Below are 21233 nucleotides of genomic sequence, written 5' to 3'. Positions count from 1 at the left end.
TTTTATGGAACAGCTACGGTAGCAACAATTTGGTTAAGCACATCATTCATAGTAATGCCTTGTGCTTCTGCGTGATAAGACAAAATAATGCGATGGCGAAGTACATTATGTACCACCGCTTGAATATCATCAGGGCCAACGAAATCTCTGCCACTTAACCACGCATGTGCGCGTGCGCATCTGTCTAAACTAATGGTGGCACGAGGGCTAGTACCCATCGCAATCCATTCGGCAAGGTTGGCGTCAAATTTAGCTGGCTGTCTGGTCGCCATCACCAATTGCACTAAATACTGCTCAAGTTCGGGCGCCATATGTAGTGCTAGCGCCTCTTTACGTGAAGAGAAGATATCTTGCTGGGTTAATTTAGGCGGCGTTACTGGCGGTACTGATAATGCTTCACCACGGGTCAATCGCAAAATCTCTAACTCTGTTTCGGCATCTGGATAATCAATATCGACGTGCATCAAAAAGCGATCGAGCTGAGCTTCTGGTAGTGGGTAAGTCCCTTCTTGTTCTAGAGGGTTCTGTGTCGCCATTACCAAGAATAAAGGAGGAAGCGGGTAGGTCTTGCTGCCTACCGTTATTTGGCGCTCAGCCATGGCTTCCAACAGTGCCGATTGTACTTTAGCTGGAGCACGGTTAATTTCATCGGCTAATACTAAGTTGTGAAATAGGGGGCCTTTTTGAAAAACAAATTCACCGGTTTCAGGGCGATAAATATCAGTGCCGGTTAAATCAGCAGGCAGTAAATCAGGGGTAAACTGAACGCGATGAAAGTCACCGTCGATACCATTAGCAAGCGCGTTAATTGCTCTGGTTTTTGCAAGACCTGGAGGCCCTTCTACTAAAAGGTGCCCATCAGCTAAAAGCGCAATAAGGAGGCTTTTGGTAAGTGCACTTTGACCAATGATTTGCTGGTCTAAATACTTCTGCAGTTGCTGAAATTGTTCCGCTGCCATAATGCAATTATTCCGTTGAAATTCTAGTTATCAGGAAAAGTAAACCAATTAACTCGCCCAAATGTATGTTACGAGTAGATAAATTGGCATAAAACAGACTATGTTTTTCTTATATGGTTCCCTTGTCGTCTAGTTCAAGTCGTTAAAAACATCTAATTTTCAGATAGGCGACGATTATTCGACACAAATAGGCTGAAAACTGTCCGTGAACGTTGATAATTTGCTATTTTGTTCATTGTTTGTAAAAATTGGGTTTATTACAGGTCAGACCACTTATTTCCCGTGGTCCTTAATTTAGGTGCATTATGTCAACAAGACAATCTGTTACTACCCGCGAGGGTGATCGTATCGCCATTGTGGCGGGGTTACGTACTCCGTTTGCAAAAATGGCGACATACTTCCACGGTGTTCCCGCTGTCGATTTAGGTAAAATGGTCGTAAACGAACTGCTCGTTCGCCATGGCATTCAAAAAGAATGGGTTGATCAGGTTGTCTATGGTCAGGTTGTTCAAATGCCTGAAGCGCCGAATATCGCCCGTGAAATCGTATTGGGTACTGGTATGAATGTGCATACTGATGCTTACAGCGTCTCTCGTGCATGTGCAACCAGCTTCCAGTCTACCGTTAATATTGCCGAAAGTATGATGGCTGGCCACGTTCAGGTAGGTATTGCTGGTGGTGCGGACTCTACGTCTGTATCGCCAATTGGTGTATCTAAAAACCTAGCACGCGCATTGGTCGATCTTCAAAAAACTAAAACTTTGGGTCAGAAGTTTAATATCTTTAAGCGTTTAGGCCTTAAAGATTTAGCGCCTGTGCCGCCAGCGGTTGCAGAATACTCAACAGGTTTGTCTATGGGACAAACGGCTGAGCAAATGGCGAAATCCCACCATATCTCACGTGAAGAACAAGACGCACTTGCGCATCGTTCACACAGTTTTGCCGCGCAAAGCTGGGAAGAGGGTAAGTTAGACAGTGAAGTAATGACCGCTTACGCAGAACCGTATAAAGGCGCGTTATCTCGCGATAACAACGTACGTTTCGATTCTAAGCTTGAAGGCTATGCCAAGCTTCGCCCTGTTTTTGATAAAAAATACGGTACAGTAACGGCAGCGAACGCTACTCCGCTAACTGATGGTGCTTCAGCCGTTATTATGATGACGGAAAGCCGTGCTAAAGAATTGGGTTATAAGCCATTAGGTTACCTTAAGAGTTATGCCTTCTCAGCCATTGATGTATGGGAAGACATGCTGATGGGGCCATCTTACGCCACGCCAATTGCGCTAGATCGCGCAGGTATGACATTAAACGATATTACGCTTATCGAAATGCATGAAGCTTTTGCCGCACAGACACTTTCGAACGTAAAAATGTTCGCCAGCGATAAATTTGCCCAAGAAAAACTTGGTCGTGCAAAAGCTACCGGTGAAATCGACATGGACAAATTTAACGTTATGGGAAGTTCTATTGCTTACGGTCACCCGTTTGCGGCAACAGGCACGCGAATGATTACCCAAATGCTTAACGAACTTAACCGTCGCGGTGGTGGTACTGGTCTACTAACCGCTTGTGCAGCGGGTGGTTTAGGTGCAGCTATGATTGTGGAGACAGAATAATATGAGTCAGGACACAACTATGACAAATGACATTCAAGCAACTTCCGGTGCCTTTACGTTAACCAAGCAAGACAATGGCGTAGCCATACTCACCATGGATGTACCTGGTGAGTCTATGAATACGCTAAAAGCCGCTTTTGGCGATGAAATATCTGCCATGCTGGATGACATTGATGCTGATACCAGTATTAAAGGTGTAGTGCTGGTAAGTGGTAAAGCAAATTCGTTTGTAGCCGGTGCCGATATAAGTATGTTGGCAGCGTGTAATACTGCAGAAGATGCCACCACCATCGCGGCTGGCGGCCAAGCTATTTTTGACCGTATTGAACGCATGAAAGCAACTTTTGTTGCAGCCATAAATGGCCCAGCATTGGGCGGTGGTCTAGAGCTTGCCCTAGCATGTCACTATCGAATTTGTACCGATTCACCGAGCACTCAGGTAGGTTTGCCTGAAGTTCAACTTGGTCTATTGCCAGGTAGTGGTGGAACGCAGCGATTACCTCGTTTGATTGGTATACAGCAAGCCATGAAAATGATGCTTACTGGTGCGCCAGCGCGCGCCAAGCAAGCTAAAAAGTACGGCATTGTTGATGATGTAGTACCGCATAGCGTGTTACTAAAAGTGGCAGAGCAGTTCGCCCTTAAGCGTAAGCCTGAGCGTGAAGCGCCGCAAAAAAGCGTAATGGACAAAATGCTTGAAAATACCGGCCCAGGCCGCGGTATGATGTTCAAAAAGGCCCGCGAAGCAACGTTTGCAAAAACGAAAGGTAACTATCCTGCGCCAGGTTACATCATTGATGTCATCGAAACTGGCATGCGTGATGGCATTGAAGCGGGCCTTAAAGCCGAAGCTGAAGCATTCGGAAAGTTGGTGATGACACCAGAATCTTTTCAATTGCGTCAGATTTTCTTCGCGATTACCGATATGAAGAAAGAAAACGGTATTGAAGGCGTAGCGCCAGAGAAGATGAAAAAGGTTGGCGTACTCGGCGGCGGATTAATGGGCGGCGGTATCGCGTTTGTAACCTCTACTAAAGCTGGCGTGCCTGTTCGTATTAAAGATGTTCGCCCTGAAGGCATTGCTAACGCGATGAAATACAGCTACGACATTTTAAATAAGAAAGTGAAGAAGCGCTTCATGCGTAGTAGCGAAATGCAAAAGCAGCTGTCGCTTATCACTGGCACCTTAGATTATAGCGGCTACCAAGATACCGACATTGTGGTTGAAGCGGTATTTGAAGATTTAGATCTTAAGCAAAAAATGGTCGCGGATATTGAAGAAAACTGCAAAGAGAACACCATCTTTGCCTCTAACACTTCTTCTATTCCAATTACCCAAATTGCTGCCAAAGCAGCTCGTCCTCAAAACGTGATTGGTCTTCATTACTTTTCACCTGTAGATAAAATGCCATTAGCCGAAGTTATCGCTCATGAAACTACGTCGGATCAGGTTATTTCATCTACCGTCGAGTTTGCGAAAAAGCAGGGCAAAACACCCGTCGTTGTTAAAGACGGCGCAGGCTTTTATGTTAACCGTATTTTAGCCCCTTACATGAATGAAGCGGCAAGCTTAATTCTTGCTGGTGAGCCTATTGAGCACATTGATAAGTCCCTAGTTAAGTTTGGCTTCCCAGTTGGACCTGTGAAGTTACTTGATGAGGTAGGCATTGATGTTGGTACTAAGATCATTCCTTTCCTTGTAGAGGCCTTTGGAGAGCGTTTTACGGCGCCTTCAGCTTTCGATAAAGTACTGGCTGATGGTCGTAAAGGTAAAAAGAACCAAAAAGGTTTTTACAGCTATGAAGGTAAGAAGCCAGGTAAAGAAGTAGATGAAAGTATCTACTCGTTATTGGGCTTAACACCGTCAACGAAATTAAGTGAAAAAGAAGTGGCTGAACGCTGCGTTCTTATGATGCTTAATGAAGCCGCTCGTTGTCTAGACGAGAGTGTTATTCGCAATGCCCGTGATGGCGACATTGGTGCTATCTTTGGTATCGGATTCCCACCTTTCCTAGGCGGACCTTTCCGTTATATGGACACACTGGGAATTAAGCATGTTGTTGAGCGTTTGAATCATTACGCTAGCACTGTGGGTGACAAATTCGCACCTGCAGATGTATTGGTGAAAATGGCTGAAGATAATAGCACCTTTTACTAACATGTAAGCTACAGATAAAAAGCCGGGAGCCTGAAATGAAGGTTCCCGGCTTTTTTGTGTGTAATAAGTAATTTTGCTGGTTTGCTAGTCAATTATCAGTACAATTCTGCGGCTTAAAAAAATACCAGTCAAAATATTGGCGTTATATTTAAAAGATTTTTTTATTTCCCTTAAGAGTGAGCTAAGTAGGAGAGTGTCTTGTTTGTTTTAATATCGATAAGCCTGTTAAGCAGTGCTTTCTTTTATGTAGAGGCTGTAAAGTGGGGAATGAATGCCAAATATTGGGCAGTGCTTGCTTTAGTGATAGGGCCTTTTGTATTCCCTATGTTTGGTATTGCCAGACATATACATTGGCGCAGAGCGGTAGGATTTAATAATTTGATGGTAGAAGCTTAAACGGCTACGGATTGGCTAGAGAGCGGTTAGAGAACGATTAGATAAAGACTAAAGAAAGACAATAGAACGGCTATAGAAGCCCTGTTGTGGTTAAAGGGGTTAACCCTCTCTATTTCTCATTGAGGCTATACATTTAGTGCACAGCTAAATTGCAGACATAAAAAAAGAGAGTATATACTCTCTTTTTTGGAATTCTGGAAGGCTATTATAAACCTACACCGTAGCCATTACCACTTTTAGGGCGGTAGCTTTGAGGTTGTGTAACAGACTCTTTTTGCTGCTCAGGGGCTTGTTTAGCGCCTTCTTGGTTATCAGCAGCAACAGGGGTAGCGGTAGATAGTACTAATGCAACAGCATACTCTTTTAACATTTTAATATTCCTCTGATTTTTTTATTTTAAGAACGAACAAACAAAACCGATAGAAAGGATGTTTACCGGTTATAGAGGATATTGCGAGAGTTGTGCCAACTTTTTAACTTGTTGATTTAATTGGTTTAATTGTTGTTTTGGTGTGTTTTTTGACACTTGGATTAGCCAAAAGTAGTAAGCGCCAAAATATAGTCAGATATTTGAATGGCCAAGCAGGTTATGAAGTTTTTGATTTTCAGAAAGTAATTTTTCAAAACGCTCTGCATTGAGCGGACGGCTGTATAAAAAGCCCTGTAGCATCTCGCAATCATAGCGACGTAAGATATTAAGCTGCTCTTCTTCTTCAACCCCTTCAGCCACTACTTTTAGGCCAAGGTTATGGGCGATATTAATTATTGCTGCTGCCATATGACGGTCTACGCTACTTTTAGCGATATCGTCAATAAACGCTTTGTCTATTTTAAGGGTATTGAGCGGGAATCGCTTTAAATAGGCCAAGGATGAATACCCAGTACCAAAATCATCAAGGGCAAGGTGTATGCCGCGCTCTCTCAGTCGGCTCATCATCCGAAGACCATTTTCAGGGTCTTCCATTAGCGTCCCTTCGGTAATTTCACACTCTAAGTGCAGTGGAGATAGGCCTACTTCGCTTAAAATTCGGTTAATTCTGTCGTCTAAATCTGGAAGTTCGAATTGCTTAACTGAGATATTTACGGCTACTCGGCCGGTAAACAGGCCTTGAGAGACCCAGCGTTTTGTATCTATACAGGCTTTACGTAACACCTGCTCACCAATTTCGATAATCTGGCCTGTTTGCTCAGCAAGGGGAATAAATTGCCCGGGACTCACTATGCCTTTCTGCGGGTGTTCAAAACGCACCAACGCTTCCATGCTAACAAGTTTACCAGAGGCAATATCAACCTTCGGTTGGTAGTAAACCGTAAATAAGTCGTCTTTAATTCCTTGGCGAATTAAGTTTTCGATTTGCAACTGACGAACCGCATTTTGGTTCATTTCACCGCTGAAGAATTGATAGCTATTACCACCATTATTTTTTGCAAAGTACATGGCGGTATCTGCATTTTTTAGCATTTCTTGTGGCGTATTACCGTCGTCAGGGAAGAAGGCTATCCCTAAGCTTGCGCCCAATACAAACTCTTGCTTATTGATAATGAAAGGGCGAGCAAGGGTATCGAGTAGGTTTTGCGCATAATGGGTGACAGTATGAATATCTGCGCTATCTTCCATTAAGACACTGAACTCATCGCCACCAAGGCGATAGCAAGTGGCATTTTTGCCCGTAATTCGTTGTAAGCGTTTAGCAATTTGTTTAATTAAAATGTCGCCAGTTTGGTGGCCAAGCGAGTCATTTATTTTCTTAAAGTTGTCCATATCCAAACACAGCAGGGTGTGAGGGGCGCCTTTACGGACCAAGTTTTGATGACTCGCTTGATAGAATGAGCGGTTAGGCAGCTCGGTCAATGGGTCTATATTAGCCAGTTTCAGTAATTCTTTTTCAGTGCTCTTACGTGAGGTGATATCACTAAATACACCTACGAAATGACTTATTTTTCCATCGTCGTCGTGCACCGCATCAATGTTTAATTCCATTTCATAGCGTTCACCATTAACGCGAACAGATTCTACTTCACCTGACCAATTTCCTTTGGTTTTCAGAGTCTTTTTAATCTCTTCGGTAAACGCATCGGGATACAAATGGAAATGCAGATAGCTAGCTAGGGCTTGTTCTCTAGTTTCACCTGTATAGCTACAGTAAGCGTTATTTACTGAAATAAACTTGAACTGTGTGGTGGTAATAAACACACCCTCAGAGATATTTTCAATTGAACGCTTAAACAGATTCAGCTGTTCTTCAGCTTCTTTTAGATGGTTAATGTTCTTCAACGTTCCGGTCATACGAACCGGCTGCTGATTATGATCCCGTTCAACGACTTTTCCGCGATCGAGTAACCATATCCACTGGTTTTTGAAGGTTTTAGCGCGATAGGCAAGCTCGTAGAAGTCACTTTTACCTTCTAAATGGCTGCGTAATGCATCCCTAACCCGACCAATGTCGTTAGGATGGATATTAGCATCATAGGCGCCAGTGGTTCTTATATCGTCTTGTGGGAAGTCTAATGTGCCCCATGTGTTGGCTCGATAAACTTGACCGCGGTACACATCCCAATCCCATAGTTCGTCGCCAGAACTCCATAAAGTAAGTTTAAGGCGTTCCTCTGATTCACGTATGGAAAGTTGGTTCGATTTACGCAACTGATACTGTCGAATGATAAAGGCTAGAACAATGGTAAGTATAAGTGCATAAAAAACCAATGCGACTGAGTGTAACCAAGGGGGTCTAGATATTTTCAGCTCTAATGTTCGACTATCTGACCAGCTTTTGCCCGATTCTCTGGCTTGAACTTCGAATAGATAATTACCAAACGAGATATTATTGAACTGGGCTTTTCTGTTTTTATTATTGTAAACCCAAATATTATCTAAACCTTTAAGGCGATATCGATAAGAAACTTCATCGGGGTAAACTGGGTTAATAAGCCCAAATGAAACGCTAAATCTCGACTCAAAATAATCTAAAACCTTTGACTGATCATAAGTTATATTTTCTACTTTAGAGACATCACTCTCTATTAGGCTATTGTCAGCATTACGTAGTTCTTGACCACTAAACTTTGGCTGGCCAAATACGCTGAACCCAAAAAGCTCGGGTACTAGCGTTTTTACTTGATGATTAAAGTTGGAGGATGATTTAGCAATTTTATTAAAGCCTTTATTACCACCAAAATAAATGTCCCCTTCAGATGTCGCCAAAATCGCGCTTTCACCAAGGGAATTAAACTCTAATTGAGCATTTGATATTGTTGTGACTTCTTGGAGAGAGGGAAGCTCTATCTGATGAACACCAGCACTGTCTGCGTACCATATAGAATCCATTATGCCTACAGAAGAGAAAATATATCCGTTCCCACCGTCTCTGCTCTGCTTTTGAATGACTTCAAAGGTACTTTTGTTTAACTTTACGACGCCGTCTGAACGAGTCGTTAGCCAAAGAGCATCCGATGTCTCGTAAACGCTGTATACCAGTGAGTTAATACCGCTTTGTTTATCGAGTTCTTGTTCTACTTGATCGTTCTTAGCGCTGTATATTAAGACGCCGTCCTTATGGCGAAGCCAAACTCGATTATTAGAATCGGTGAAGATTGGTAGGTGAAAAGTCGAGTTGGACTCTATCTTTCGTTTTGTAACAAGTGAATCATATGACTGGTTACTGGTTTTTTTTAAATCAATTGAATACAGCCCATCTTCGTCTAACCATACCCAAAGAGAGTTTGCATCTTGATGTATATAATCTATAAATTGCCCTTCAAAAAAATGATTAATCAGATAAAGGTTATCGTTTTCTCTTCTGTAAGCTAGAAGACCATCTGATGAGGCAACCCAGTAAGTGTTACTTTGATCTACGGCCAAATCCCAGAAGGTTGTACTCTCTTGGGGTTTAGGATGTTTCGTTAAGTAAGAAAGCTCTCCTGTTACCTCATGTAAAGCGCCTACACCGCGATTTTGAGATGCAAATAAAATTTCACCTTCAGAATTTTGAGCTAATCCCCAAATCGTAGCTTCGACTGGTTTATCAGAATTACTCTCCTTAAAGCTAGGATGAAATTTAACTTCAGAGTAATTTTTGTGGAATCGAAAGGCGCCTTGAAGTGTACCAAGCCATACCCCCCCAGTTGCGTCTTTCTGAAGATTAAAAATAAGGTTCTGATTCAATCCAGTTACATTTTCTGTGGATGCATCAATATGAGTAAGGCTAGACGCGGTAATTTTTGTCGGTTCGTTAATATTTTCATGGACAATAAATAGCCCTGCATCTGTTCCAACCCAAACTGAATCGGAAACCCGCTCGATACTGAGTACATTCACATCATGCTCTATTGACAACAAGTCTTTATCAATAGAGCGAATTAAATTGCCTCTGTTTCCTAAAATGAAAACACCTTTATTGGTAGCTAACCAATAATTTCCCTCGATAACCTCAATATCATGCATTGCGCCTATAGCTATGTTGATTCCCCAGGGGTTAACCTTGTCTAAGCTATATATTTGAGAGTGTGACTTATCGAAAATTTTAGCGCCGGCTTCATTCGAACCAATCCAAATTTTTGAGCTTTCATCGAAAACCACTTTAATATTACTTGGTACATCGAAAGCCTTCGTTACTATTCTTACCTCCTCTTTTTCTTTAGAGAGTGAGTAAAGAAACTTTGAATCAGTAAAAAGTATATCGCCGTTTTTTGACTCGCTGATGGTGGTAATTAATTCAAGTTTAATAGAAGAGTTCGTACTAGAGAAGGTTTTGAAATTATCAGTTTTAGGTTGGTATTTAGCCAATCCAGAATGAGTAGCTATCCAAAGTGTCCCCTCTGAGTCGACAAATAGTTTTTGAATAAAGCCGCTGGGAAGTGCATTGGGGTCGATATCAGAAGGGTGGTATTGCTTTATATCGTAGCCGGAATATCGGTTTAGGCCATTCATTGTCGCAAGCCATATGTATCCCTTGTCGTCTTCGGCAATGTCGAGGACAACAGTATTGGATAAACCGTCTCGTTTATCTAACTCAGAAAATTGTAAATCAGCAACTTCTATGGCTGCCGCATCGGAGAAAATTACTCCGAGCAGTTGAAGCCATATAGCTATAACTGAGTAAGCTAGGGTTGAGCGCACCTACACACCTTTGGCATTACGCCTTATCATTATAATTTATAGTTAGGCTGGCCGCATCCCTAACAGCCAGAACAATAAATATGCCGAAATAACGCGGGCTCTACAAGCGATTTTTAGTTATAGGTGGGTGATGGTTCAATTGTTAACCATTATTTGCTAATAATAAGGAATTTGGGATTTAAACTCAGAAATTCCATTTATGGTTCTGTGCTTTGGCGTTTCTAGTTTTTCGTGTTTACCTTCAGCAAACAGAATCAACTCTCCGCAACGCTCTCGTTTGGCAAGTTGATGCGCATAGCTTTGTATATCTTCGAAACTTAATGCGCTAATGCATTCAGCAAGTTGGGTATTTCTATTAAAGCTTAAATCTTGCGTGCCTAAGCTTATCCATAGTCTTTGCGACTTCATCGACAAGTTAAGGTCGCGCTCTTCTAGTTGCTTCAATAAGTTCTGTTTGATGGTAGACCAATAAAAACGATAGAACTCGATTTCTTCTAACTGTTGAAATAAAAATACCGTCATCGCATCTAGAAGCGTTTTGGCACTGTTATTTGGGCTTTGTACATAAAATGCCATTCCTGGGTGTTGATTGTGGGGAACATAACCGGTTCCAACAATATAGCCCAACTGCTGTTCTGTTCTAAGCGCATTAAAAAATGGTGCAGCCAACATTTGCTCTAACACCATACAAAGTGCAGTGTCGTGTAGGCCTGCAGTGGGTGCTTGTAAATACAGCACAACAGCAGCATCGTCGTGCTCACAACTGACTTGATGATAAAAAGCTTCACCAACGGGAAGTTTTGACACCGCGCGAGACAAAGGCACACCGCTGGTATTAACACATTTACTATCAATACTTTTCGCGAAGCTTTGTGCTTGCTCGCTGGCCCAATTGCCATGCACGAAGCTTTCTATGAAATAATCGTCAAATGCAGTGTCACGCACGTTAATCATATCTTCATAGGAAGTGTTGGCTACTGCTTCCAGTAATTCCACAGGAGCTTGAGTATTGCGCTGTATCAACACGCTCAACCTAGAGAACAAGCGGTTAGTCGGTTTGTTCAGCAGTGAGTTCTGTAAATTCTGAAGCTGCATTTGTTTGTAATGCTGAAAGTTAAACTCTGATGGTTTAAACGATAAGACTGCTTCTAATAACTGCTCAGCTAATAACATCTGCTGATTGGTAAAGCCTCGGGTATGCAGCGTAAAGCCAGCTTGGTGACCATAAATTCGATAATGTAACCCTGCAATTTCAGCGCGGTAATACTTGGCTTGCAGGTAGTCATTTAATGCACTTAACCAAATTCGTTTAGCAGCTACTGCGGTTAATGAATCAGAGAAATGCACCATATCAAACGATAAATAAATGTCGCCTTTAGGACTAAAAAACTGCTGGTCCTGTGCAAACCAAAAGCGCACGCCGTCTTTATCAACCAGTTTCGTAGGGTTATCAAACCCCGTTTCTGGCAATACTAACGCGTAGCTTTCCCCTAAATAAGGGTTTGGAGGGGGAAGCGATAACGCTTCTATCGTTATTGGTGACGTAAAGGCGTTCAATTGTTCTTTAGCAATAGGTTGAACACGGTATCTTGCGTTGTAGTATGCGCAGCTTCTGTCGGTTTCTACATCCGGAGAGATTACTTTTAACCGAATATTACAAGGCGTAAAGAACGACAAAGCCTCTTTCATGACAGCGCCGTCATAACTACCGATACTCGTGCGAAGCTTTCTAAGTTGTTCTGGCGTGAATAAAAATTGGTGCTGAGCAAATTCGCAAACCATCGTTAGCGGCTTGACGTTTTCTTCATATTCTAGTGCTAGCGCGGTAAGTTGCGCTTTTTCTTCGAATCGCCATGAGTCGTTAATCGACTGCTTAACCAATTCTAAGTAACTGAATAGCGCCATCACAACATGTTGTTGATTTGCTAATCCAAGCTCTGTTAACTGAAAGCTTATATTGAAATCTTTGAATTTGTCGCCTTCAATACCCGAGCCTGCGATAAGGTTTACCGCCCAGTTTTGGCTCTTTAAATAAGCAAGTAAACTGCCTTCGCCTTCATCACCAAGTAGATGACTAATATAATTTAGCGGTTTGGTATCGATATCGTTGTGAATACCAGGCAATGCAAAAGTGACTATCATTCGCCGTGCAGTTTGTAGCGGCTTAATGTTAATTTGAATACCAAGCTGAGATGAGGAGTAAAGTGCAGGCCAAGCGTCGCTAGCTAACGCGCCAGCTTCAAAACTCGAAAAGCTTTGCGTTATCAAAGCTTCTAACTGAGCAATAGGAACCGGGCTTGAAATACACAAACACATATTGCGACCACAATAATACTGTTTATGTAGGGCTCTTAATGCCTCGCGAAGGCTGCTCACCTCGTGCTCTGAAAATATATCAGCATTGCCAACCGAAAATTTTGAGAAGGGGTGGGCAGGATTACAGGTTTCTTTGTGAATCTGATAAAGCCGGCGTAAGTCGTCTTTAATCTTAAACTGAAACTCTGCATCAATAGACTTTATTTCATTAGTGAGCGCGGTTTCATTTAAAATAGGTTGGCGCAACATATCAGCAAAGGCCGGAAGGGTTTGCGCAATAGCTGAGCCGTCACACTGATAATGGTAGTTTGCATATTCAGTGCCGGTCCACGCGTTTATATTACCGCCATGCTGCTCGATGAACCCATTAATGCTATTTGGGTTTGGAAAATGTCGACTCCCCATAAAGAGCATATGTTCTAGCAAGTGGGCTAAACCCTGACAATCGTTTGGATCGTAAAAATGGCCCGCACGAACCGCCATAGAAACATAGGAAGTGCTGGATTGTGGCTCATGGCATAACATAACTCTAAGGCCGTTAGGCAAGGTAAGATGGTATGCATTATCAAATTTTTGAACGTTAGTCACATGATCTCATTGTAAAAACTCAAGACAAAATTGTCAGGAAAACCACGAACTGCTCACAATCCCTGAAATGAAATAATACAGTTTAATAACCACTATTTAGGTTTTGTGCTATGCGTAATTAAAGCACTCTGTTATCGTAACTGCACATAAAACATAGTATGCGTAATGTTATGTCAGGTCAAAGTAGCAACGACGACATTTTTTTATTTATCATGCGCCACGGAGAGGCAGAAGCACCGCGTTTGGATGACAAAAGTCGGCAGCTCACTCAAGTTGGTAGACAGCAATCGTCGGCCGCTACGCAGTGGTTGTGTGCGAATTATTGCCCTGATAACGCCGTGGATTTGGCGCTAATCAGCCCTTATCGCAGAACGCGTCAAACCCTTGATATGGTCTCCCTCGATATCGTCGCTGATAAAGTCGAAGTTAATGAAGATATTATTCCCGACGGCTCGGCAGAATTGGTGAGCGATTATTTGTCTGCACGCATTCACAGTGCTGTGAATTCTAAACAACCCCTCAAACGAATATTGGTGGTTAGCCACATGCCCTTAGTCAGCTATTTAGTTGATGCATTGTGCCAGTCTTACACAACCAGTTTATTCGCTACCGCCTCTATAGCCGTCATCCGATACTCACCCAGAACACAAAAAGGTACCTTGGTAACACATTATCAAGGCTGAAAGTTTAATTGACGACAATAGGCCGAGATAAGTATGTATCTGGCTTGAACATCCATGGTTACATTAGACTAAAGATTTATTTGTGAATTTTGCTTCAGAAGTTTTGTTTTTGACCGATAATAAATATTGAGAGTGTCAAAGTTTATTCGAAAGCAGGGTGGGGAATGACCAGCAAATCTATTCCTGAACTCCTCAAGCGTTCATTGCAGTCGCACATGGCGGAAGCAGATTTGCGCGAAGATGAGGAGATGCAGGACATTATTACAAAATTGTCTACATTGTCTGACAAGGTTGCGGCTGCAAAAGCGCAAGTGCTTGCCAAACGTGCTCAAAAAGCAGTAGATAAAATCTAGTCTGAAGCGCCAGACTGGGGTGCATTGAAGTACTCCGGCATAATACGAACCGTTTTGATCATGTTTTCGGTAATATCCACAATCTCTAACGGGTAACCTGCCAAGCGAACACTCACTTTGTTCTCAGGAATTTCTTCCAAATACTCTAGCAATAAACCATTCAACGTTTTCGGCCCTTCGGTAGGCAAGTTCCAATCCATTTCTTTATTTAGGTCGCGAATGTTAGCACTGCCGTCTACCAGTACAGAACCGTCTTGCTGAACGTGCGCTTCTTTGCTGTGATCAGGCACCATACTGGTCGTGAAATCACCGATAATTTCTTCAAGAATATCTTCTAGCGTAACCAAGCCCATAATATCGCCATACTCATCAACAACGAGTGCGATGCGTTCTTTTTCTGCTTGGAACTTATACATTAACGTATGTAATGGCGTTGATTCTGGCGTGTAGTATATCTCCCTTACCGCACGTAATAGACTCGACTTGGTGAACTGATCTTTTGATAGTAACCGCAGTGCATCGCGCACATGCACAAACCCTACTGCATCATCAATACTATCGCGGTAAAGCAACACGCGGGTATGTTGGGCATGGGTAAGGTGCTTCTGAATCCGCTTCCATTCATCGTTAATATCTATGGCAACAATTTCAGCTCTTGGCACCATGATGTCTTCAGCTGTGACACTTTCTAAATCAAGGATGCTCACCAACATATCTTGGTGTTTTTTAGGGATAAGGCTTCCCGCTTCGTATACCACAGTGCGTAATTCTTCCCGGCTTAAAGAGTCGTCATTACCATCTGAAGGGCTAATTTTAAGCAGTGCTAAAATGCCATTGGTGATGCCATTGATAAACGCCACGAACGGATAAAGTATCGTTAGCAAGGGTAATAGTATGACTGAACTTGGGAAGGCCACTTTCTCTGGGTAAAGCGCAGCTAATGTTTTTGGGGTGACTTCCGCAAAAATAAGTAGAATTAAAGTTAAGCCAAAGGTAGCTGCAAATAAGCCCCAGTAATCGCCAAACAAGCGTATACAAATAATTGTCGCTAACGATGACGCGGCAATATTTACAAGGTTATTCCCTATTAAGATAAGACCGATAAGTCTATCAGGGCGATCAAGAAGTTTTTGAACCCGTTGGGCAGATTTATTGCCTTCATTTTGCAAGTGCTTAAGGCGATATCGGTTTATCGACATCATGCCTGTTTCAGAGCTAGAGAAATACGCAGAAAGTAATATGAGTACGCCGAGCGCGATAAACAGCGTACTCGTAGATATGTCGTCCAACTATTGGGTTCCTATCATTTATTGATGTTCAAATACTATCATTTGAAATTAGGTCTACATGTGCAATATACGCAGCATACGCTAGGTGTGCACGTAAAATTGATTAATTCATTTGGATAAATGGCGATTTATAGCAATATTTCTCGAACCAATTTACTACCGAAGTAAGCAAGTGACAGTAAAATAACCCCAAGTACTGTCATAAATATCACTTGTTTGCCGCGCCATCCTCTAAGTTTCTGACCGACCAATAGTATTAAGTACACCACTAACGCGGCACTTGATAGCACCGTTTTATGCGCATACGTTTTATTAAACATATCGTCTAAGAAAACAAATCCACTAAGTAGTGATACAGATAACAAGCAGGTACCCGCCAGCAAAAGCTTAAACAATATGCCTTCGACTAACATCAAAGGTGGCAAAGATGAATGTAGAAGCGTTGCGCCTTTTTGCTTCAATCGATAGGTAATGTATGACATTTGCAAGGCATAAAGAAAAGCGATAACCAATGTGCAATAAGCAAACAAAGACAAGCTGATATGCACCACTAGCCCCGGTTGCAACTCTATATGCATGATGTAAGACACGGGGATAAATAGCGAGGCCAGCACTGATAAGCTAGCAAACCCAAATACCACCGGAAGCAAAATAAGATTGGGAATAGCGCGCGCAAATATCAGCATGGCGGTGGTGATTATCCACGCCACGAGTGAAAGCACATTGGTAATACTCATGTCTTGGCCAGGCGCTACCATAATAACGTTAAGCAAAAACGCAATATGCGCAACAACACCTAAGCTAGCTATGCCTAGGCCTAAGCGTTTGTTTGGGCCTTCTTGATGTACAAACTTGCCAAGTAAAACAATGGCGGCCATAGCGTAAAGCGCAGCGGCGGCAATGGCGAAAGCGGTGTTCATGATGTTTCCTGTAAAAAATGGTGTTTATCACCAATACTGGCGGTATTGATACTGGAAGTTGGGCTTAAATTCAACCATCTCCTTGTTTTTCTTTATGCAAGTACCATGTATTGGGGCAATAGAGTTCGTTTAATTCCCTCGCATGCAAGCCTGCGAGATGAGACAATAACGACCTGAATTAGTTTAATGGTGGCTCATAGCGCGCTTGTATGCGTGAGCAGTAGACAGAGGAAAGAAATTTCCTTCACTAGACGGTACGTTAAGTTGCCCTTTTACGTTACAATAGGCGCATTACGTCTGAAATAAATAGAAGTTTCATACTATGTTTGAAAATTTATCAGAACGCTTAGGCCAGACATTACGAAATGTCAGTGGTAAGGGGCGTCTTACAGAAGACAACATTAAAGAAACGCTTCGCGAAGTGCGCATGGCGTTACTTGAAGCGGATGTTGCATTACCGGTTATTAAATCCTTCGTTGCACAAGTTAAAGAACGTGCGGTAGGGACTGAAGTCACCAAGAGCCTTAAGCCTGGCCAAATCTTTATTAAGATCGTTCAGTCTGAGCTAGAAGCGGTGATGGGGGAAGCTAACGAAAAGCTAAACCTAGCTACCCAGCCACCTGCGGTTATTTTAATGGCCGGCCTGCAAGGGGCGGGTAAAACCACCTCTGTAGCTAAGTTAGCTAAATACCTAACAGAACGTGAAAAGAAAAAAGTCATGGTAGTGAGTGCCGACGTTTATCGCCCAGCGGCGATCAAACAGTTGGAAACTCTTGCTAGCGAAGTGAACGTTGCTTTTCACCCATCAACTATTTTGCAAACGCCTATTCACATTGTTGAAGGCGCCATTGATGAAGCGAAGAAAAACTTTTTCGATGTACTGCTAGTTGATACCGCGGGTCGTTTACATGTCGACAATGACATGATGAACGAGATTAAAGATTTACATGCTGCTGTGAAGCCAATTGAAACCTTGTTCGTGGTTGATGCCATGACAGGCCAAGATGCGGCTAATACAGCAAAAGCGTTCAACGATGCACTACCATTAACCGGCGTAATCTTAACGAAAGCCGATGGTGATGCGCGCGGCGGTGCTGCCCTTTCTGTTCGTCATATTACAGGTAAACCTATTAAGTTTATCGGTATGGGCGAGAAAGTAGATGCGCTAGAGCCATTCCATCCAGAGCGTATCGCGTCACGTATTTTAGGCATGGGTGATGTGCTCAGCTTAATTGAAGAAGTAGAACGTAAGGTTGACCGCAATAAGGCGGAGCAACTGGCCAAAAAAGTTCAAAAAGGCAAGGGCTTCGATCTGCAAGATTTTAAAGATCAGCTTGAGCAAATGAAGAACATGGGCGGCATGATGGGAATGATGGACAAACTGCCTGGTATGGGCGGTATGTCAGAAAAGATTAAAGAACAAGCTAACGACAAGCAGTTTAATCAGATGGAAGCCATCATTAATTCGATGACACCAGCTGAACGTTCTCGCCCTGATATTATTAAAGGGTCGCGCAAGCGTCGTATTGCCGCAGGTTCTGGTACTCAGATTCAAGATGTGAACCGTTTACTTAAACAGTTTACTCAAATGCAGAAGATGATGAAAAAAATGTCTGGCGGCGGCATGAAAAAAATGATGCGCCAGATGAAAGGCATGATGCCTCCAGGTGGTCCGGGCGGCCCAGGTGGATTTGGTGGCGGCGGAGGCCCAGGTGGTTTCGGCGGCGGTGGCGGTATGTTCCCACCAAGATAGCCTTTAAAAATTGATTATCCATTAAATTGAAAGCCTCATTTGACTAAATGAGGCTTTTTTTATTTTTTTGCATCTAATTCTATGTGCGAGTCGTTTGGTTTAAGTGACAGGGCGTTAGCAGTTTCACGCGTCTACTTAATCTGAGAGCACGTATAATGGAGTTACACTGCATGAAAATGGTAAATACAACATCAAACACACTTAAATTAACGGCTATTTCTGTGGCGGTGGCCATGCTGTTATCTGGTTGTAATGGCGACGACGGAAAAGATGGCATAGACGGCGCTGCTGGTATGGATGGCGCAGACGGAAGTAACGGCGCACCAGGCTTGCCTCAAGGCCAATTTCTTATTGCCAATAATGGTGAGAGCAATAGTGGCACCGTAAGTCTTGTTGATCAAAACGCGAACACGCTTGAAACGCTAACCACAGGCGCAAATGAAGGTGTCGTTTTCACCCAAACAGGCAGCGTAGTGCAAGCAGGAGACAGCGACACGCCCTTGTTACGTACTTTATGTTCATTATCAAGCAGCACATCAGGCATGTATTCAGCTGATGCTGACACAGAAATTAGTGGTGCCAACACAGGACTAACTAACCCGAAAGGAATTGCAGTTGCTAATGACGCGGGCATTATCTTTGCTGCCGACTTTACTGGTATGCGCATCAGTATTTTTGGTAGCCAAGCTGCTGGCGATGTGGCTCCGGTAGCGGAAATTGTAACCGCAGCCCAACCTTGGGATGTGGCATTTGATGAAGATTCAGACCGCTTATTTGTGGCATTAACCGATGGCACCATTGCGGTATACGATGATGTGATAGCCTCTGAGTTTGCCCCAACAGTGACGCGTACTATAGTGCCTTCAGATAGCGATGGAAACCAAATTTCTGTTAACGCTCACGGTATTGTTTACGAGCCTATGTCAGACAGATTAGTGGTATCGGATGTTGGTGATGCTGCCGTAGCTGACGATGGTCAACTATTTGTGCTTACCAGTGCAGCCACTGCTGATGGTGCTACCGTACCTACCAGAACTATTGGCGGTGCATCAACGGTATTAGGTAATCCTGTTGATATTGCGCTTACCGGTTCTACCCTGCGCGTGGCCGAAAAGTCGAATGACGCTATTCTTGTCTTCACTAACATATTTAGTGGTGAGAGTGGCGACATAGCTCCTGACCTTGTTACCTCTACCAGTAAGCCTGAATCAATTGCCGAATTAACAGATGTTGAAATGCAAATGGACGCGTCTGACAATGGTCTATCTACCATGCCCATCAAGGGGCTTAGTGTAACCAGTAATCCTGGAGAAGCTGGCGATACCACCGGCGGTGTTACGCAGTATAGCGCCACATTAAGCAGTGAATTAGCTAGCTTCGATAGCACTATTAGTATTGAGAGCGCAACTTACACCGCCGTGGGGGACGGGTATATTACCTTTGATGATACGGCAACCAATACAGGTGGCATATTGGTAGTAAACCGTCTTAAATCTACCCGTAATGACGGTATGTATAATACGTCTTACGACCATGAGATTAGCGGTGATAGCACGGGACTTGTTGCGCCTAAAGGTATTGATATTTCATCAAACGATAATCTTATATTTGTTGCCGATATTGATGCCACCGCACCAGGTGTTCGCATTTTCTCAACGTGTTCTGCAGGTAATGTTGCTCCGTTACTTACGCTAACGGCATCTAACGGCGCTAGCCCTTGGGATGTTGACTATGATGCAGAAACAGACCAAGCGTTCTTAGCGCTGACTAACGGTACTGTCGCGGTATTTGAAGATGTGGTGCGTAAACTTAATAATGGTATGGACACTATTGACGGTGAAGACCGATTAATTACGCCCGCAATGTCGGGAACGGCTGTTGCCGCGCCTACGAATATTCATGGTATCGATTACGATGCACAAAGCGACTCATTGGTCATCTCTGATGTGGGTAGTGCAGCAGATGCCACCGATGGAAAGCTTTATGTTATTCCAGGTGCTAAAAACGCAAGTGGCCTAACAGATATGTCGGTATCTATCTCTGGTCCGTTAAGCATGTTAGGCAACCCAGTCGATTTGATGTTAAGTAACGGTAATGTGTATGTGGCTGAAAAATCGAATAGTGCTGTATTGCGTTTCGATAATATTCTAAATCAGGCATCTGGTGATATGGCGCCTAGCTACAGTGTTTCATTTACTGCACCTGAATCGGTATCTGTTTTACTAAATTAATAGCGCTATGCAGTCAATAATAATGCGAAGGTAGGGAAAACGGCAACTGAGTGATTCCTGCTTTGAAGCATTAAAGGTGCTAAGTTGAAATACTAAATTGATGCACTAAGTTGAAGTGCTAATCTGAAACGAAAAGGGGCTAGTTAATAGCTCCTTTTTTGTGCCTTCACATTGTGAAAAAACGAGTCCGCCACGGATAAGTTGAGTGAAAGCTCAAGCATTTAGTTAACTATCTTCTATATTTAAATAAAGCTTCTGATAAAACGAGCGAGTGCTTAGTTAAGATGAAGAACAAAAATTACGTTATTAGGCGAGACAATAATATTGTTGTCATCCACGTAAAAGGTGCGTGGGACGCAATGATTACTGAGAGCTTTAGCAAAGCCTTTAAAGATACAGGTCGAATGATAAGCCACGCGCCATGGGCACATTTAGTTTATTTTGATGAATGGGCGTTATCAACTCCTGATGCAGAGCCTGTAATCAACGAAATGCTGGTGTGGGCGGAAGCAAATAATATGACCCATACCGCGAGAGTCTATAAAGACAACGCATTAAAAACCTATCAACTTGACCGTATGATCGATCTGCAAAAACAAAAAGGGTCAACACGCCACTTTGAAACTGCATCAGATGGTTTTGACTGGTTGGCTGAACACGGGTTCAACGCTGAAACCGCAAGGGTATCAGAGTAAATAGATAACCCGATTAACTCACTTTTCTCCCTATAAATATGCTCACATCTTGTCCTGCTTTTGCCTAGCCTAGTTCTGTGGAACAAAGCGCATGTGAATATTGAGCAGCCTTTGAATAAAAAAGCAGCATTCATTTGCTCTGGCATGCCACAAACCCTTT

The 21233-nt window shown here is 42.9% G+C and carries 14 protein-coding genes; 8 read left to right on the top strand and 6 right to left on the bottom strand.

What is annotated here, in order from left to right:
• Window positions 1–2 precede the first annotated feature (2 nt).
• Entirely contained in the window at window positions 3–959 is a 957-nt protein-coding gene (locus AAC006_RS16110; RefSeq protein ID WP_057793039.1) for a MoxR family ATPase, read from the bottom strand.
• Between the two features lie 305 nt (window positions 960–1264).
• On the opposite strand from AAC006_RS16110, the gene fadI reads away from it, so the two are divergent.
• From fadI to AAC006_RS16095, 3 genes are all read left to right on the top strand, one after another.
• Window positions 1265–2575: an acetyl-CoA C-acyltransferase FadI gene (gene fadI, locus AAC006_RS16105; protein WP_013784923.1), complete on the top strand. Its 1311-nt coding sequence runs from the start codon at window positions 1265–1267 to the stop codon at window positions 2573–2575.
• A 19-nt stretch (window positions 2576–2594) separates the two neighbouring features.
• Window positions 2595–4733, top strand: coding sequence for a fatty acid oxidation complex subunit alpha FadJ (gene fadJ, locus AAC006_RS16100; RefSeq protein ID WP_339891883.1), 2139 nt, complete (start codon window positions 2595–2597; stop codon window positions 4731–4733).
• A 198-nt stretch (window positions 4734–4931) separates the two neighbouring features.
• Complete coding sequence (locus tag AAC006_RS16095; RefSeq protein WP_126871891.1) at window positions 4932–5129, top strand: hypothetical protein; 198 nt, start codon at window positions 4932–4934, stop codon at window positions 5127–5129.
• Between the two features lie 205 nt (window positions 5130–5334).
• Here the strand turns inward: AAC006_RS16095 and AAC006_RS16090 are convergent, their stop codons facing one another.
• From AAC006_RS16090 to AAC006_RS16080, 3 genes are all read right to left on the bottom strand, one after another.
• The gene (locus tag AAC006_RS16090) at window positions 5335–5499 is read right to left on the bottom strand and encodes a hypothetical protein (RefSeq protein WP_201299241.1); all 165 of its coding nucleotides are present in this window, start codon (window positions 5497–5499) and stop codon (window positions 5335–5337) included.
• A 192-nt stretch (window positions 5500–5691) separates the two neighbouring features.
• Window positions 5692–10245 carry an EAL domain-containing protein gene (locus AAC006_RS16085; RefSeq protein WP_208804471.1) on the bottom strand — a complete coding sequence of 1518 codons (4554 nt, stop codon included), beginning with the start codon at window positions 10243–10245 and terminating at the stop codon, window positions 5692–5694.
• A gap of 156 nt (window positions 10246–10401) precedes the next feature.
• Entirely contained in the window at window positions 10402–13149 is a 2748-nt protein-coding gene (locus AAC006_RS16080; RefSeq protein WP_208804473.1) for an insulinase family protein, read from the bottom strand.
• A gap of 170 nt (window positions 13150–13319) precedes the next feature.
• On the opposite strand from AAC006_RS16080, the gene sixA reads away from it, so the two are divergent.
• Both sixA and AAC006_RS16070 read left to right on the top strand, forming a co-directional pair.
• The gene (gene sixA / locus AAC006_RS16075) at window positions 13320–13832 is read left to right on the top strand and encodes a phosphohistidine phosphatase SixA (protein WP_339349666.1); all 513 of its coding nucleotides are present in this window, start codon (window positions 13320–13322) and stop codon (window positions 13830–13832) included.
• Window positions 13833–13996: 164 nt separating this feature from the next.
• Complete coding sequence (locus AAC006_RS16070) at window positions 13997–14185, top strand: hypothetical protein (protein WP_013784916.1); 189 nt, start codon at window positions 13997–13999, stop codon at window positions 14183–14185.
• Here AAC006_RS16070 and AAC006_RS16065 read toward each other — a convergent pair.
• Together AAC006_RS16065 and ccsA are read right to left on the bottom strand one after the other, a co-directional pair.
• A complete protein-coding gene (locus AAC006_RS16065; RefSeq protein ID WP_013784915.1) occupies window positions 14182–15474 on the bottom strand; it encodes an HlyC/CorC family transporter in 1293 nt (430 codons plus the stop codon). The genes AAC006_RS16070 and AAC006_RS16065 overlap by 4 nt on opposite strands.
• Window positions 15475–15602: 128 nt before the next feature.
• Window positions 15603–16394: a cytochrome c biogenesis protein CcsA gene (ccsA, locus tag AAC006_RS16060; RefSeq protein ID WP_129737313.1), complete on the bottom strand. Its 792-nt coding sequence runs from the start codon at window positions 16392–16394 to the stop codon at window positions 15603–15605.
• A gap of 322 nt (window positions 16395–16716) precedes the next feature.
• Between ccsA and ffh the strand changes: the two genes are divergently transcribed.
• The 3 genes from ffh to AAC006_RS16045 all read left to right on the top strand — a co-directional run bounded on the left by ffh (window position 16717) and on the right by AAC006_RS16045 (window position 21073).
• On the top strand, window positions 16717–18147 hold the full coding sequence (gene ffh / locus AAC006_RS16055; RefSeq protein ID WP_126871887.1) for a signal recognition particle protein: 1431 nt from the start codon (window positions 16717–16719) through the stop codon (window positions 18145–18147).
• A gap of 170 nt (window positions 18148–18317) precedes the next feature.
• Window positions 18318–20378, top strand: a complete 2061-nt coding sequence (locus AAC006_RS16050; RefSeq protein WP_288389659.1) for a hypothetical protein — start codon at window positions 18318–18320, stop codon at window positions 20376–20378.
• A 284-nt stretch (window positions 20379–20662) separates the two neighbouring features.
• Entirely contained in the window at window positions 20663–21073 is a 411-nt protein-coding gene (locus AAC006_RS16045) for a hypothetical protein (protein WP_339349670.1), read from the top strand.
• The last annotated feature ends 160 nt before the right edge of the window (window positions 21074–21233 follow it).

This window comes from uncultured Alteromonas sp. (assembly GCF_963976965.1).
GTDB classification, from domain to species: Bacteria; Pseudomonadota; Gammaproteobacteria; order Enterobacterales; family Alteromonadaceae; genus Alteromonas; species Alteromonas naphthalenivorans.
The sequence above is the reverse complement of the archived record's forward strand: the minus strand, read 5'-3'. Positions and strand labels throughout refer to the sequence as shown.

Coding starts and splice junctions, on each gene's coding strand:
- ffh (WP_126871887.1), top strand. CDS start 16,717: ATGTTTGAAAATTTATCAGAACGCTTAGGCCAGACATTACGAAATGTC.
- sixA (WP_339349666.1), top strand. CDS start 13,320: ATGTCAGGTCAAAGTAGCAACGACGACATTTTTTTATTTATCATGCGC.
- ccsA (WP_129737313.1), bottom strand. CDS start 16,394: ATGAACACCGCTTTCGCCATTGCCGCCGCTGCGCTTTACGCTATGGCC.
- AAC006_RS16090 (WP_201299241.1), bottom strand. CDS start 5,499: ATGTTAAAAGAGTATGCTGTTGCATTAGTACTATCTACCGCTACCCCT.
- AAC006_RS16050 (WP_288389659.1), top strand. CDS start 18,318: ATGAAAATGGTAAATACAACATCAAACACACTTAAATTAACGGCTATT.
- fadJ (WP_339891883.1), top strand. CDS start 2,595: ATGACAAATGACATTCAAGCAACTTCCGGTGCCTTTACGTTAACCAAG.
- AAC006_RS16070 (WP_013784916.1), top strand. CDS start 13,997: ATGACCAGCAAATCTATTCCTGAACTCCTCAAGCGTTCATTGCAGTCG.
- AAC006_RS16110 (WP_057793039.1), bottom strand. CDS start 959: ATGGCAGCGGAACAATTTCAGCAACTGCAGAAGTATTTAGACCAGCAA.
- fadI (WP_013784923.1), top strand. CDS start 1,265: ATGTCAACAAGACAATCTGTTACTACCCGCGAGGGTGATCGTATCGCC.
- AAC006_RS16045 (WP_339349670.1), top strand. CDS start 20,663: ATGAAGAACAAAAATTACGTTATTAGGCGAGACAATAATATTGTTGTC.